This window comes from Streptococcus suis, from assembly GCF_002964575.1.
Classification (GTDB): domain Bacteria; phylum Bacillota; class Bacilli; order Lactobacillales; family Streptococcaceae; genus Streptococcus; species Streptococcus suis_R.
This window is the reverse complement of the sequence record NZ_POQQ01000060.1, coordinates 130,341-145,323: the sequence shown is the minus strand read 5'-3', so window position 1 is coordinate 145,323 and position 14,983 is coordinate 130,341. Positions and strand designations below refer to the sequence as shown.

The 14,983-nt window shown below is 43.0% G+C and carries 13 protein-coding genes, 1 other RNA gene and 1 pseudogene; all 15 read left to right on the top strand.

The window, feature by feature from the left end; translation table 11 throughout:
• A pseudogene (locus tag C1E58_RS09390) lies at positions 1-370 on the top strand (transposase); the annotation flags it as partial.
• A gap of 295 nt (positions 371-665) precedes the next feature.
• Positions 666-2,114 (top strand): PTS ascorbate transporter subunit IIC, encoded by a 1,449-nt coding sequence (locus tag C1E58_RS09385; RefSeq protein WP_105210155.1) that lies wholly within the window; start codon positions 666-668, stop codon positions 2,112-2,114.
• Positions 2,115-2,338: 224 nt separating this feature from the next.
• Entirely contained in the window at positions 2,339-2,617 is a 279-nt protein-coding gene (locus C1E58_RS09380; RefSeq protein WP_029179495.1) for a PTS sugar transporter subunit IIB, read from the top strand.
• A 56-nt stretch (positions 2,618-2,673) separates the two neighbouring features.
• Complete coding sequence (locus tag C1E58_RS09375; RefSeq protein WP_044773537.1) at positions 2,674-3,159, top strand: PTS sugar transporter subunit IIA; 486 nt, start codon at positions 2,674-2,676, stop codon at positions 3,157-3,159.
• Positions 3,160-3,277: 118 nt separating this feature from the next.
• Positions 3,278-3,943, top strand: coding sequence for a 3-keto-L-gulonate-6-phosphate decarboxylase UlaD (locus C1E58_RS09370; protein WP_105153091.1), 666 nt, complete (start codon positions 3,278-3,280; stop codon positions 3,941-3,943).
• 5 nt (positions 3,944-3,948) lie between these two features.
• On the top strand, positions 3,949-4,812 hold the full coding sequence (locus tag C1E58_RS09365; RefSeq protein WP_105210154.1) for an L-ribulose-5-phosphate 3-epimerase: 864 nt from the start codon (positions 3,949-3,951) through the stop codon (positions 4,810-4,812).
• Positions 4,812-5,528: an L-ribulose-5-phosphate 4-epimerase gene (locus C1E58_RS09360; protein ID WP_024386066.1), complete on the top strand. Its 717-nt coding sequence runs from the start codon at positions 4,812-4,814 to the stop codon at positions 5,526-5,528. Before C1E58_RS09365 ends, C1E58_RS09360 begins: the two co-directional genes overlap by 1 nt.
• Before the next feature lie 336 nt (positions 5,529-5,864).
• A complete protein-coding gene (locus C1E58_RS09355) occupies positions 5,865-6,482 on the top strand; it encodes a hypothetical protein (protein WP_105210153.1) in 618 nt (205 codons plus the stop codon).
• A 118-nt stretch (positions 6,483-6,600) separates the two neighbouring features.
• Positions 6,601-8,289, top strand: a complete 1,689-nt coding sequence (locus tag C1E58_RS09350) for a BglG family transcription antiterminator (RefSeq protein WP_105118619.1) — start codon at positions 6,601-6,603, stop codon at positions 8,287-8,289.
• 130 nt (positions 8,290-8,419) lie between these two features.
• Complete coding sequence (ulaG, locus tag C1E58_RS09345) at positions 8,420-9,511, top strand: L-ascorbate 6-phosphate lactonase (RefSeq protein ID WP_024376139.1); 1,092 nt, start codon at positions 8,420-8,422, stop codon at positions 9,509-9,511.
• A gap of 102 nt (positions 9,512-9,613) precedes the next feature.
• Positions 9,614-11,584 carry a transketolase gene (gene tkt, locus C1E58_RS09340; RefSeq protein WP_105113487.1) on the top strand — a complete coding sequence of 657 codons (1,971 nt, stop codon included), beginning with the start codon at positions 9,614-9,616 and terminating at the stop codon, positions 11,582-11,584.
• A gap of 350 nt (positions 11,585-11,934) precedes the next feature.
• Entirely contained in the window at positions 11,935-12,456 is a 522-nt protein-coding gene (gene tadA / locus C1E58_RS09335; protein WP_105210152.1) for a tRNA adenosine(34) deaminase TadA, read from the top strand.
• Between the two features lie 41 nt (positions 12,457-12,497).
• An RNA gene (ffs, locus tag C1E58_RS09330) (signal recognition particle sRNA small type) lies at positions 12,498-12,593 on the top strand.
• Positions 12,594-12,806: 213 nt separating this feature from the next.
• On the top strand, positions 12,807-13,349 hold the full coding sequence (locus tag C1E58_RS09325; RefSeq protein WP_105210151.1) for a hypothetical protein: 543 nt from the start codon (positions 12,807-12,809) through the stop codon (positions 13,347-13,349).
• A gap of 81 nt (positions 13,350-13,430) precedes the next feature.
• Complete coding sequence (locus C1E58_RS09320; RefSeq protein WP_105210150.1) at positions 13,431-14,780, top strand: glucose-6-phosphate isomerase; 1,350 nt, start codon at positions 13,431-13,433, stop codon at positions 14,778-14,780.
• The last annotated feature ends 203 nt before the right edge of the window (positions 14,781-14,983 follow it).

The following is a 14,983-nucleotide window of genomic DNA, read 5'->3' as shown; positions in this document are numbered from 1 at the left end:
TCATTCAAGAATTATTCACGAAGAACGGACAAGTATGGATTTGAGAGAGATATTAAGATTTACGAAGCTGATCCTGTACAAGCTAGTGAAGAGTTAGACCAGTTAGCACGGACGGAAAAAGGAAACCTCAAACAAATTCAGTATAATCCTACGTGGAACTATTTCAAGAACTTAGTCAAAGAGGAATTGACAAGTAAAGAGGGAGCCCGCATTTATGCCAAACGCAAGGTGGATGTCGAACCTGTATTTGGTAGGATGAAGGGTGTTTTTGGCGTGCGCAGAGTCCATGTCAGAGGTCAAAAAGTGGTTGAAACTGAGATAGGATTCCTCCTAATGAGTATGAATCTCACGAAATTGGCTAAGAAATTAGTCCAAGATAATAGAGATAAAAAGAAAAACACAGACAGTACGGCTGGATTTCATCAGAAGCAGCTCAATCTGTCTGTGTTTTTTATTTACTGGCTAGTTTTTGCCCAGCCTCTTCTTTTTTACTGCAGAATGATAGAAGAAATTGCTTTTTGGCTTTGATAATTGGAATAGAACATTAGAAAAATTGACAAATAGTCCAAGAGTGAACACAAGCCTGTGTTTTATTTGGTCTTTTTGTTTACGCTTTCAAGATTTATAATAAAACCATAAAAATCATTTCAAAAGGAGAATGAAAAATGGATTTTCTTCAAACCCCATTAAACTGGTTCTCGCAAAACATCTTGCAGAATCCAGCCTTCTTCGTAGGTCTTTTGGTATTGGTGGGTTATGCCCTCTTAAAGAAAAAGCCTCATGATGTCTTTGCAGGGTTTATCAAAGCAACTGTCGGCTACATGATTTTAAACGTAGCAGCTGGTGGCTTGGTAACAACCTTCCGTCCAATCTTGGCAGCCTTGAACCACAAGTTCCAAATCGATGCGGCGGTTATTGACCCTTACTTCGGTCTTGCAGCAGCAAACGGAAAAATCGCTGAAGAGTTTCCTGATTTCGTATCAGCAGCAACGACAGCTCTCTTGATTGGTTTCGGTGTCAACATCCTCTTGGTTGCACTTCGTAAGGTTACAAAAGTACGTACTCTGTTCATCACTGGACACATCATGGTACAACAAGCTGCAACAATCTCATTGATGGTGCTCTTCCTTATCCCAGGACTTCGTAACCAATTCGGTACAGCAGCTATCGGTATCATCTGTGGTATCTACTGGGCAGTCAGCTCAAATATGACTGTTGAAGCCACTCAACGCTTGACAGGTGGTGGTGGATTTGCCATCTGTCACCAACAACAATTTGCAATCTGGTTTGTAGATAAGATTGCTCCAAAACTTGGTAAAAAAGAAGAAAACTTGGACAACTTGAAGTTGCCTAGCTTCCTCAACATCTTCCACGATACAGTAGTTGCATCTGCAACCTTGATGTTGGTCTTCTTCGGTGTCATCTTGTTCATCTTGGGTCCAGAAATCATGGCAAACCCAGAAGTTATCACTTCAGGCACTCCATACAACCCAGCTAAACAAGCATTCTTCATGTACGTTGTACAAACAGCCTTCACTTTCTCAGTATATCTCTTCATCTTGATGCAGGGTGTACGCATGTTCGTAGCAGAATTGACAAATGCCTTCCAAGGTATCTCAAGCAAACTACTTCCAGGTTCATTCCCAGCGGTGGACGTTGCGGCTTCTTATGGCTTCGGTTCATCTAACGCAGTTCTTTCAGGCTTTGCCTTCGGTTTGGTTGGTCAATTGATTACCATCGTTCTCTTGATCGTCTTCAAGAGCCCAATCCTTATCATCACTGGTTTCGTACCTGTATTCTTCGATAACGCAGCTATCGCAGTTTACGCTGACAAACGTGGTGGTTGGAAAGCAGCAGCAATCCTTTCCTTCCTCTCAGGTGTCCTTCAAGTAGCCCTTGGTGCAGTCTGCGTCGGCTTGCTTGAATTGAGCGGTGGTTACCACGGAAACATCGACTTCGAAATCCCATGGTTGCCATTCGGTTATGCCTTCAAATACCTCGGTGTTGCTGGTTATGTTCTTGTCTGCCTCTTCTTGTTGGCTATCCCACAACTTCAATTTGCAAAAGCAAAAGATAAGGAAGCTTACTATCGCGGTGAGGCGCAAGCAGACTAACACTCTTCGAAAATCAAAAGGATACGTCGTCAACTTGCCTTGGTGAACTCTAGTTCTACCGTCGGCTGCGTTTCCTAGTCTGCTTCTGATTTTCATTGAGTGCTACTTCAGTAAATTGAAAGACGGAAGCGCTTCGAAAATCAACAGAACAAAACTTCATTTATTACTTAGTTCATTAAGAAAACAACAAAATATATTTTATAAAAAAACAAGGAGAAAACAATATGGTTAAGGTATTAACAGCTTGTGGTAATGGCATGGGTTCATCCATGGTTATCAAGATGAAGGTTGAAAATGCTCTTCGTCAACTCGGTGTAACAGATTTCCAATCTGCTTCTTGCTCAGTAGGTGAAGCAAAAGGCTTGGCAGCAGGTTATGACATTGTGGTTGCTTCTAATCACTTAATCGCAGAATTGGAAGGTCGTACAAATGGTCATTTGGTTGGTCTTGACAACCTCATGGACGACAACGAAATCAAGACAAAACTTAGTCAAGTATTGTAATTGAAAAAGGGGGCGGGATTTCTTCCCATCCCCTTTCACATAGAGAGGAGAACAACATGAATTTACAGAAAGCATTTATTGAAAACAATTCTATCCGCTTGGGATTGACAGCAGAGACTTGGCAGGAAGCTGTTCACTTGGCAGTTGAGCCTTTGATTGAAAGCGGTGCAGCGACTGAGGAATACTACGATGCTATTATCGCATCAACTGAAGAATACGGTCCCTACTATGTGCTTATGCCAGGTATGGCTATGCCTCATGCCCAGGCTGGTGTCGGTGTCTTGAAAGACTCTTTTGCCTTGATTACCTTGACAAAACCAGTAGCCTTCTCAGATGGTAAGGAAGTTTCTGTCCTCTTGACACTTGCAGCGACAGATCCAAAAATCCATACTTCAGTAGCTATCCCTCAAATCATCGCCCTCTTCGAATTGGAAAATTCCATCGAGCGTTTGATTGCTTGCAAAACTCCAGAAGAAGTATTGGCAATGGTTGAAGAGTCTAAAAATAGCCCATACTTAGAAGGTTTAGACTTGGAAAGCTAATCTGACGACAAGAAATTGACATAGATATAAATGAAAGGAATTGAAGTAGAGTAGCAAGGTCTGACAGTCTGGATAAACTAGACTGTTCAGTCTGCTATTCCTTCTTGGTAATAGTATTATGACAAAACATATCCCAAATCTACAGGTTGCATTGGATCACTCAGATTTGCAAGGAGCGATTAAGGCTGCTGTGTCTGTTGGTCATGAAGTTGACGTGATTGAAGCAGGTACGGTTTGCTTGCTCCAAGTTGGTAGCGAATTGGTGGAAGTTCTTCGTAACCTCTTCCCAGACAAAATCATCGTTGCAGATACCAAGTGTGCGGATGCGGGTGGTACTGTAGCTAAAAATAATGCCGTTCGCGGTGCAGACTGGATGACTTGTATCTGTTCTGCGACCATTCCAACCATGGAAGCGGCTTTGAAGGCTATCAAGGAAGTGCGTGGCGACAAGGGTGAAATCCAAATCGAGCTTTACGGTGACTGGACTTATGAACAGGCTCAACTTTGGTTGGACGCAGGCATTTCCCAAGCGATTTATCACCAATCGCGTGACGCCCTCCTTGCTGGCGAAACCTGGGGTGAAAAAGACCTCAATAAAGTGAAAAAATTGGTTGACATGGGCTTCCGCGTTTCTGTGACAGGTGGTTTGGATGTGGATACCCTTAAACTCTTTGAGGGAGTAGATGTCTTTACCTTTATCGCAGGTCGCGGTATTACAGAAGCAGCAGATCCAGCAGCTGCAGCGCGTGAATTCAAAGACGAAATCCGTCGTATCTGGGGGTAAGGCCTATGGCACGACCAATCGGAATATATGAAAAGGCAACGCCTAAGCATTTCACATGGAAAGAGCGTTTGGAGTTTGCCAAAGAATTAGGTTTCGACTTTGTGGAAATGTCGGTGGATGAGAGCGATGCTCGCTTGGCTCGTTTGGAATGGACCAAGGAAGAGCGTTTAGACTTGGTCAAAGCAATTTATGAAACAGGTGTCCGCATTCCGACCATCTGTTTCTCAGGTCATCGTCGTTATCCGCTTGGTTCTAATGACCCTGCTCTTGAAGCTAAGTCGCTAGAAACCATGAAACAGTGTATCGAACTAGCTCAGGACTTGGGTGTCCGTGTCATCCAGTTGGCTGGTTACGATGTTTACTATGAGGAAAAGTCGCCTGAAACTAGAGAACGTTTCATCAAGAATCTCCGCAAGGCTTGCGACTGGGCAGAACAGGCTCAGGTTATGTTGGCCATCGAGATTATGGATGATCCATTTATCAACTCCATTGAAAAATATCTAGCAGTTGAGAAGGAAATTGACTCACCATATCTCTTTGTTTATCCAGATACTGGAAACGTGTCTGCTTGGCACAATGACATTTATAGCGAATTTTATCTGGGACACCGCTCTATTGCAGCCCTTCACCTCAAAGATACCTATGCGGTAACCGAGAACTCCAAAGGTCAATTCCGCGATGTACCATTCGGTCAGGGCTGTGTGGACTGGGAAAATATGTTTGCAGTCTTGAAAAAGACCAACTACCAAGGTCCATTCTTGATTGAAATGTGGTCAGAGAATTGTGAAACGGTTGAGGAAACACGTGCAGCCATTAAAGAAGCACAGGCTTTCCTCTATCCATTGATTGAGAAAGCGGGGTTGAACTAATGCCAAAAGATTTACAGGAAATGCGCCAACGGGTCTATGAAGCCAACATCGCTCTACCTGCCCACGGTCTTGTCAAATTCACCTGGGGTAACGTATCAGAAGTCTGCCGTGAACTTGGTCGCATTGTTATCAAGCCTTCTGGTGTGGATTATGAAAAATTGTCACCAGAAAACATGGTGGTGACTGACTTGGATGGAAATGTAGTGGAAGGAGATCTCAATCCTTCTTCTGACTTGGCGACCCACGTTGCTCTCTACAAGGCTTGGCCAAATGTACACGCCGTTGTCCATACACATTCGACAGAAGCAGTTGGTTGGGCTCAGGCTGGTCGCGACATTCCATTTTATGGAACAACGCACGCAGACTATTTCTACGGTCCAGTACCATGTGCCCGTTCTTTGACGGCCGAAGAAGTGAATACTGCCTATGAAAAAGAAACAGGCTCAGTCATCATTGAGGAATTTGAGCGTCGTGGTATTGACCCAGTTGCAGTACCAGGGATTGTTGTCCGCAATCACGGTCCATTCACTTGGGGCAAGGACCCTGCCCAGGCAGTTTACCACAGTGTTGTCCTAGAAGAAGTGGCTCGGATGAACCGCTACACAGAACAAATCAATCCGCGGGTGGAACCAGCACCAAGCTATATCATGGACAAGCACTATCTCCGTAAGCACGGTCCAAATGCCTACTACGGACAAAAAGGTGATGAACACTAAGCTTTGTTTCTAGCCAAAAACGATTAGAAGAATGAGAGGGAGTGGGAAAGAACTTGACCGATCATAGAAGAGTTCGTCAACAAGCTCTAATTTTAAGTTGTTGAGCTAAAACGGTCTATTCCCAGACCGTTTTAGTCCCACCCCCGCACAGTTGATTAGGTCAGATTTGGAGTGTAAAACGCGAATTAAGGATATTTACTTTGCAAATCTTATCTCCAACCTTTAACAGTCCACTGGACTGTTAAACCCAATCAACCACTGCGCTGATATTTTGGCGCAAACTTTGAGAAGTGTTGCTGGGCTTGGGTCCAGCCTCTTTTTTTGAAAGGAGAGGACATGAGAAAGTTTTTACAAGATAGTCTGACAGAGGTTGCCTACTATCTAGAATTGATTTTATCAGCTATTTTAGGATTAGCCCTCCTAGCGCTGTCAGGTTTGTTGTTGGCGGATTTAGTTGGTTCACTGACGGGTGGTATTCAAGCGGATAACTTTATCCAGAGTTTTTTAAGCAAGGCTATGACTTTGGCAGTCGGGGTCGAGTTCATCAAGATGCTCTGTAAACAATCCCCTAGTACTGTCATCGAGGTGCTCTTGGTTGCCATTGCTCGTCAACTGATTGTGGAACATGGGTCTAGTATGGATTACCTGATTGGTATTGTGTCGGTTGCCATCTTATTTGCAGTGAGAAAATACCTCTTTATCCAGTTTGATGATTCCAACAACATCATCATGCGGGCCAGCCAGAAGGTCAGGGTTGCCAATATCATTGCCCGGGTAAAAATCCCTAGCGAGGGAACTGAAACCTTGCGAGATTTTGTTACTCGTAAGTTGAAAGAAGAAGAAAAGACCATTGCTATCGGTGCCTGTGTCTATCTGAAAAATGTAGCTCTACGGATTGACAATATGCATGGGGATTTGATTACACGGGTGGAGATTATCAAGAGTATCTACTAAGCTATTTAGGTGGGGTCGGCAATTTTGAATGAAGATGCACGAATACGTTCAGTTTTTATAATTATTAGAAATTGGTGCATAAATGTGTTAAGATAGAGAAAGAGAGGAGGGAAAAACGGTGTTACTAGATAAAAGCAGTTGTGCCTTATTGCGTCATTTGATTGGTATCCAAGAGCCAGAAACCATTATGGCTATTTCCAAGGAATTGCAACAATCGCGTAGAAAAATCTACTACCACTTGGAAAAAATCAATGCTTCTTTGCCAAAAGGTATTGAAGCTCTGGAAAGTCTGCCTCGGATAGGCATTCGCTTGTCCGAAGAGCAAAAGCAAGCCTGTCGCCAACTCTTAGATTCCATTGATTCCTATAGCTACATTATGAATATGGATGAACGTATTCAATTGATGATGGTCTACATTTGTATCACACCCGAACGGGTAACCATTGAAAAGCTTATGGAACTGACAGAGGTTTCTCGTAACACAGTCTTGAATGACCTCAATGAAATTCGATCGCAACTGACACAGGAGCAATATAAGATGACCCTCTATGTGTCCAAGAGCCAAGGCTATAGCTTAGTTTGCCATCCCCTGAACAAAATCCAGTATGTTCATTCTCTACTTTATAGCATTTTTTCAGATGCCAACAAGGGCTTTCTTCAAGTCCTTGAAGAGAAATTATCGGATTTAGTTGGTTATCAAATTCTCTTCTCAGAAGAAATGGCTCGTTTTTGGCAGAAACAGGTACCTGGTTTAGAGAAGAAATTAGGGAAGAAAATCAACCGTTATGAGATTGAGTTTATGCTTAAGGTTCTCCCCTTTCTCTTACTCAGCTATCGCAATATGGAGTTGGATGAGTTGGAAGAACGCGCTATTCTCAAGGAATTTGAACAGGTTCGAGAACGGATTGAGTATCTGGTGGCGCAAGATTTTAAGGAGGCACTGTGGTCTAGTTTTGAATTGGAGCTAGACGATATCGAGGTTTCCTTGATTGCTATCTTGCTTCTATCCTATCGAAAAGATAGCGATATTCATGTGACCAGCCAAGATTTTGCTGAATTAAAACGAGTGGTTGACCGGTTTATTCATCATTTTGAAGTGCATTCTTCCTTTGAATTGGAAAATCCAGAGGAACTAGCTAGACATCTCTTGGCTCACTGTAAGGCCCTACTCTTCAGAAAGACCTATGGGATTTTATCAAAAAATCCAATGGTCAAGCAAATCCAGGAAAAATATAGCACCCTGTTTGCTGTTACCCAAATTTCCGGCAAGATATTAGAGGAGGAATGGGAGATTGAGCTGACAGATGAGGACATTGCCTATCTGACCATTCATCTAGGAGGGGCTATTCGCCGAAGTGGAACCCGCAAGGTACAGAGCCAAAACATCTATCTAATCTGTGATGAGGGAGTTTCTGTTCAACGCCTGCTCTATAGACAGTGCCAGCATCATTTGCCTGACAAGAAAATTGGAGCAGTTTTTACTACGGAGCAATTTAAAAGTGTTGAAGATTTGTTGGAAGTAGATTTCTTAATTACAACTAGTGAGGGTTTGGAAACGGATTTCCCACTGGTACGGGTCCATCCAATCTTGGATTTCGATGACGTACTCAATCTCACCCACTTTGCCAAATACCGTAGCCTGTCTGATGAGAAACAGGGATTTGCAGTAGAGTTAGATAAGCTCTTGGCTGGCTATTTATCAGATGGAAAGACAGTCCAAGAACTCAAAGGCAGACTGCAAAAGCTCATCAGTAATGAACTGCTGTCAAATGTATCTAGTCGCGACATTGAAACAGATTTGTACTGATTTTGCTTGCCTAAGCCTTAAAGTCCAAATGTGAACACAAGCCTGTGTTTTATTTGGTCTTTTTTTTGTGACCTTTTGCGCATATACTAGAAACATAGAAATACAATCAGCCTTATAGGAGGAATGAAAAATGGCTAAAGTTCAAGATATTACAAGAGAATCATGGATTCTTTCAACTTTCCCAGAGTGGGGAACTTGGCTTAATGAAGAAATTGAAGAAGAAGTAGTGCCAGAAGGCAACTTTGCTATGTGGTGGCTTGGTAACTGTGGTGTTTGGATTAAGACACCAGGTGGTGCGAACGTGGTGATGGACCTTTGGTCATCTCGCGGTAAGTCAACTAAAAAAGTAAAAGATATGGTTTGGGGTCACCAAATGGCTAACATGGCAGGTGTGCGCAAATTGCAACCAAACTTGCGTGTACAACCAATGGTTATCGATCCATTCGCTATCAATGAATTGGACTACTACCTTGTATCACACGTACACAGCGACCACATGGACATCAGCACTGCAGCTGCTATCATCAACAATCCAAAATTAGACCATGTCAAATTTGTAGGACCAGTTGAAAGTGGCGATATCTGGGAAAAATGGGGCGTTCCAGCTGACCGTATCATCCGTATCGCACCAGGCGACAGCTTTGAATTCAAAGACATCAAGGTACACGCTGTAGAATCCTTCGACCGTACATGTTTGGTAACTCTTCCAATCGAAGGCTACGAAGAAAACGGTGGCAAGCTAGCAGGTCTTCCTGTGACAGATGAGCTCATGGCTCGCAAGGCAGTCAACTATGTCTTTGAAACACCTGGCGGAACGATTTACCATGGTGCAGACTCACACTTCTCTAACTACTTTGCAAAACACGGTCGTGACTTCAACATTGACGTTGCTATCAACAACTATGGTGATAACCCAATCGGTATCCAAGACAAGATGACATCAATCGACCTTCTTCGTATGGCAGAAAACTTGCGTGCTAAGGTAATCATCCCTGTTCACTATGACATCTGGTCTAACTTTATGGCATCAACAGATGAAATCTTGCAACTATGGAAAATGCGTAAAGAACGCTTGCAATACGACTTCCATCCATTCATCTGGGAAGTTGGTGGCAAGTACACCTATCCACTTGACAAAGACCGCATTGAATACCATCACCCACGTGGCTTTGACGATTGCTTCTTGGAAGATTCAAACATTCAATTCAAGGCCTTGCTATAATAGATCACTCCGAGGGCGGGACGCAAGTCCTGCCTTTTGAAAATGACAAGCGAAAACGCTTTATGGTATAATAGAACTATGACTTTATTAAAGGAGAATAAGATGTCACAACTTTCAGTAAACGCAATTCGTTTCCTTGGTATCGATGCCATTGAAAAATCAAAATCAGGTCACCCAGGTGTTGTTATGGGTGCGGCACCAATGGCTTATAGCTTGTTCACTAAAGAACTCCGCATCAACCCAGCTCAACCAAACTGGATCAACCGCGACCGCTTTATCTTGTCAGCAGGTCACGGCTCTATGCTGCTTTACGGACTTCTTCACCTTTCAGGTTTTGAAGATGTCAGCATGGACGAAATCAAAAACTTCCGTCAGTGGGGTTCAAAAACACCAGGTCACCCAGAATTTGGTCACACAGCTGGTGTTGATGCGACAACAGGTCCTCTTGGTCAAGGTATCTCAACTGCGACAGGTTTTGCTCAAGCTGAGCGTTTCCTAGCGGCTAAGTACAACCGTGATGGTTTCCCAATCTTCGACCACTATACATATGTAATCTGTGGCGATGGCGACTTGATGGAGGGTGTTTCTGCAGAAGCGGCTTCTTACGCTGGTCTTCAAAAATTAGAAAAACTCATTGTTCTTTATGATTCAAACGATATCAACTTGGATGGAGAAACAAAAGATTCCTTCACAGAAGATGTGCGTGCTCGCTACAATGCTTATGGCTGGCACACAGATATCGTAACAGACGGAACAGATGTGGATGCAATCTTTGCTGCTATTGAAAAAGCTAAGGCAGCTGGTAAGCCATCTCTTATCGAAATCAAGACTGTCATCGGTCACGGTTCACCAAACAAACAAGGTACAAACGCAGTCCATGGTGCGCCGCTTGGACCAGAGGAAGCAGAAGCAACTCGTAAGGCACTTGACTGGAACTACGCTCCATTTGAAATTCCAGCAGAAGTCTATGCTGACTTCAAGGCAAATGTAGCAGATCGTGGTGCAGCAGCTTACGATGCTTGGGTGAAATTAGTAGAAGACTACAAGCAAGCTCATCCAGAATTAGCAGCTGAAGTAACAGCTATCTTGGAAGGTCGCGATGTAGTGGAAGTGAAACCAGAAGACTTCCCAGTCTACGAAAATGGCTTCTCACAAGCAACTCGTAACTCATCACAAGATGCCCTCAACGCAGCAGCTAAGGTCTTGCCAACCTTCCTCGGTGGTTCAGCTGACTTGGCTCACTCAAACATGACCTATATCAAGGAAGATGGTTTGCAAGATTCTGCGAATCCACTCAACCGTAATATCCAGTTCGGTGTGCGTGAATTTGCTATGGGTACTATCTTGAACGGTATGGCAGCCCACGGTGGACTTCGTGTCTATGGTGGTACCTTCTTCGTCTTCTCAGATTATGTGAAGGCAGCTGTTCGTTTGTCAGCCCTTCAAGGACTTCCTGTGACTTATGTCTTCACTCATGACTCTATCGCAGTTGGTGAAGATGGACCAACTCACGAGCCGATTGAGCACCTGGCAGGACTTCGTGCTATGCCAAACCTCAACGTCTTCCGTCCAGCAGATGCGCGTGAAACACAGGCAGCTTGGTATTTGTCATTGACTAGCAAATCTACACCATCAGCACTTGTCCTCACTCGTCAAAACTTGACAGTTGAAGAAGGAACAGACTTTGACAAGGTTGCCAAAGGTGCTTATGTGGTTTATGAAGCAGCAGGCTTTGATACAATCCTTCTTGCATCTGGTTCAGAAGTCAACTTGGCTGTCAAAGCTGCCAAAGAACTAGAAGCAGCTGGTACAAAAGTTCGTGTGGTTTCTGTGCCATCAACTGAGCTCTTCGATGCTCAAGACGCAGCTTACAAGGAAGAAATTCTTCCAAATGCTATCCGTCGTCGTTTGGCTATTGAAATGGGTGCTACTCAAAGCTGGTACAAGTATGTCGGCCTTGACGGTAAAGTCCTTGGTATCGACACATTCGGTGCATCAGCTCCAGCACAAACAGTTATTGACAACTACGGCTTCACTGTAGAAAACGTAGTGAAATTGGTTGGCGAATTGTAATAGAAAATGTACAGACAGCCCTTCGGGGCTGTTTTCTATTTTCGAAATTTCTCTCTCTTAACAATCTGTGCATTTTTGTATAACATATAAGGACAGTAGAAGGAATACGGAATAAAGTGTTCCAGGTTTCGCTATTACTTTATCCAGCACTCCTATCTAGATTGATTTCTAGAACGGTTCAAATAGCTTGTAAATTGTTAATTAGCTCTTGACAACAAAATAATAATATATTATAATACGTTCCGAACGATCGATCATTGCTCTCCCCCCTACCTTCTCCAAGCGAGAAGGTATTTTTGATATTGGGAAAAAGTTTCAGGTTTAGACGCTATTTCTGTTATAATAATCCTATGAACTATACACAAGAAGAAAAAGAATATTTTATGAACCAGGCCTTGATTGAGGCTGAAAAATCGCTGGAGAAGGATGAAATTCCCATCGGTTGTGTCATTGTCAAGGATGGACAGATTATTGGTCGTGGGCATAATGCCCGTGAGGAGCTTAATCAGGCCATTATGCATGCGGAGGTGATGGCTATTCAAGAGGCCAATCAAGTGGAGGGCAATTGGCGTTTGCTGGATACGACCCTCTTTGTGACCATTGAACCCTGTGTCATGTGTAGCGGTGCCATTGGTCTTGCCCGCATTCCACGGGCGGTCTATGGAGCTGCTAATCAAAAGTTTGGGGCGGCAGGTAGCCTATACGACATTTTAACGGATGAGCGGCTTAATCACCGTGTGGAAGTGGAAACAGGGCTCTTGGAAGATTCTTGTGCCCAGATCATGCAGGACTTTTTTAGGCAGAGAAGAGAAAAACAAAAAGTAGAAAAAGAGGCCTTGAAAGCTCAGCAAGGGACAGTTTCGGATAGCTAGTTTGTAGTCTAAACTTGCACTTTCATTGATTTGTGTTATAATAATAAGTGGAGCAACATTCGTGCGTGAAGCGGGTCAGGGGAGGAATCCAGCAGCCCTAAGCGAAGTCGGGTGTGTGCTCTTTTTGCGTATAGTCTAAAAACCCGTTGAAGTCAAGCTTTTCAGAGGGTTTTCTTTGTCTAATTTTTAGAAATAAGGGCAACTGCCTTAGCAAGTACTTTTATCTCCGTCTGGGGACTGATTTTTGGATTTTTCTATTGATTTATAGGGAAAAAGGAGTAAAATAGACTTCCACTTAAGAAAACTTTTTGTTAGCTCTGCTATTCTACAGGGGAAAAGGAGGAAAGCCTATGTTTATATTTGCTTTTCCAGGTATGGGGAAAACGACCCTGGCCAAGAAATATGCTCATGTAGTCGATTTGGAGATGTCTGATATTAAGTATGATAATAGCAGCGTCAGACATTTGACCAAGGAAGAACGGAAATCCACTCCCCGTCCCATTAAAGATAAAAACTATAAAAATGTATATGTGAACAAGGCCTATGCCTTACACGAAGAGGGAAAGACGGTCCTTGTAGCCCTCAATTTTTTGGTGAGGATGGTACTGACGGTCATTGTTTCTCAGGGCATTCCTTTTCATATCTATATTCCCCATCCTCGTCTAAAAGCGGAGTACAAACAGCGCTATATTCAACGAGGAAATAATAATACATTCATTTTTGAAGTGATGACTATTTGGTATCTCAGTTTGTTGCCACTTTATTTACTGTCTAAGCTATGTCCAGAATTGATAACTGTGACACAAAGCGGGGAGTACTTGGAAGACTATTATGCAAGGGTAAATTACAAACAATTTTCAGAAAATAACATGCAAACAAGCACGGTTTTATGAAAATAAATGAAAATTGATAAATTCCTTGAAAAAAACATGATAAAGCGTTATCATATTATGGTACATAAATGGAGGAATGACATGACACATATTACATTTGATTATTCAAAAGTCTTGGGCCAATTTGTTGCCCCACAAGAAATTGATTTTTTACAAAGTCAGGTAACAGCTCTCGATGCGGATTTGCGTAAGGGAACAGGTGCAGGAGCAGAAATGCTTGGTTGGTTGGATCTGCCAGAAAACTATGACAAAGCAGAATTTGCTCGTATCAAGGAAGCGGCTGCTAAAATCCAAAATGAAAGTGAAGTTTTGGTAGTTATCGGTATCGGTGGTTCTTACCTCGGTGCCAAGGCTGCTATTGATTTCTTGAACAATTCCTTTGTCAATCTTTTACCAAAGGAAGAGCGTAAGGCACCACAAATCTTGTACGCTGGAAACTCTATCTCATCTAGCTACTTGGCAGACTTGGTTGACTATGTGGCGGATAAGGACTTCTCAGTAAACGTAATTTCAAAATCAGGAACAACAACTGAGCCAGCTATTGCCTTCCGCGTCTTTAAGGAATTGCTTGTTAAGAAATACGGTCAAGAAGAAGCCAACAAACGTATCTATGCGACAACTGATAAGGCACGTGGTGCAGTTAAAGTTGAGGCTGACGCAAATGGTTGGGAAACCTTTGTTGTTCCAGATGATGTTGGTGGCCGTTTCTCTGTCTTGACAGCCGTTGGTCTCTTGCCAATCGCTGCTGCAGGTGCAGATATCACTGCCCTTATGGAAGGTGCTAACGCAGCTCGTAAGGATTATTCATCTGATAAAATTGCAGAAAACGCAGCCTACCAATATGCTGTAGTCCGTAACATTCTGTATAGAAAAGGCTATGTGACAGAAATCTTGGCCAACTACGAGCCGTCTCTTCAATACTTCAGCGAGTGGTGGAAACAGTTGGCAGGTGAGTCTGAGGGCAAGGACCAAAAAGGTATTTACCCAACATCGGCTAACTTCTCAACGGACCTGCACTCGCTTGGTCAGTTTATCCAAGAAGGCTACCGCAACCTCTTTGAAACAGTTATTCGCGTCGATAAGCCAAGAAAAAATATCCTGATTCCAGAAATGGCAGAAGATCTTGACGGTCTTGGCTACTTGCAAGGAAAAGACGTTGACTTTGTAAACAAAAAAGCAACGGATGGTGTGCTTCTTGCTCACACAGATGGTGGCGTACCAAACATGTTTGTCACTCTGCCACAACAAGATGAGTTCACACTTGGTTACACTATCTACTTCTTTGAATTGGCTATCGCCTTGTCTGGCTACCTCAATGGTGTCAATCCATTTGACCAACCAGGTGTAGAAGCTTACAAGAAAAATATGTTCGCCCTTCTTGGCAAACCAGGATTTGAAGAACTGGGTGCAGAATTGAACGCACGTTTGTAACAGAACAAAAGTATAGCTTCAAAAACGACAGTCGTTAAGAGTGTCGTTTTTTACATGTCCATACAGGATGCTGATAGTAAATCTGTTATACTAAGAGATATGATACTTCTAGACACTATTTTTTTAACAGTCTGAAAAATCCTGTCCTTAACTTTGAAGCGTTTTCAGTTTATACTGAATTTGTTAGAAAACAATGGGAGGAC

Coding starts and splice junctions, on each gene's coding strand:
- C1E58_RS09365 (WP_105210154.1), top strand. CDS start 3,949: ATGGCACGACCAATCGGAATATATGAAAAGGCAACGCCTAAGCATTTC.
- C1E58_RS09360 (WP_024386066.1), top strand. CDS start 4,812: ATGCCAAAAGATTTACAGGAAATGCGCCAACGGGTCTATGAAGCCAAC.
- tkt (WP_105113487.1), top strand. CDS start 9,614: ATGTCACAACTTTCAGTAAACGCAATTCGTTTCCTTGGTATCGATGCC.
- C1E58_RS09380 (WP_029179495.1), top strand. CDS start 2,339: ATGGTTAAGGTATTAACAGCTTGTGGTAATGGCATGGGTTCATCCATG.
- ulaG (WP_024376139.1), top strand. CDS start 8,420: ATGGCTAAAGTTCAAGATATTACAAGAGAATCATGGATTCTTTCAACT.
- C1E58_RS09370 (WP_105153091.1), top strand. CDS start 3,278: ATGACAAAACATATCCCAAATCTACAGGTTGCATTGGATCACTCAGAT.
- C1E58_RS09355 (WP_105210153.1), top strand. CDS start 5,865: ATGAGAAAGTTTTTACAAGATAGTCTGACAGAGGTTGCCTACTATCTA.
- C1E58_RS09320 (WP_105210150.1), top strand. CDS start 13,431: ATGACACATATTACATTTGATTATTCAAAAGTCTTGGGCCAATTTGTT.
- C1E58_RS09385 (WP_105210155.1), top strand. CDS start 666: ATGGATTTTCTTCAAACCCCATTAAACTGGTTCTCGCAAAACATCTTG.
- C1E58_RS09375 (WP_044773537.1), top strand. CDS start 2,674: ATGAATTTACAGAAAGCATTTATTGAAAACAATTCTATCCGCTTGGGA.
- C1E58_RS09325 (WP_105210151.1), top strand. CDS start 12,807: ATGTTTATATTTGCTTTTCCAGGTATGGGGAAAACGACCCTGGCCAAG.
- tadA (WP_105210152.1), top strand. CDS start 11,935: ATGAACTATACACAAGAAGAAAAAGAATATTTTATGAACCAGGCCTTG.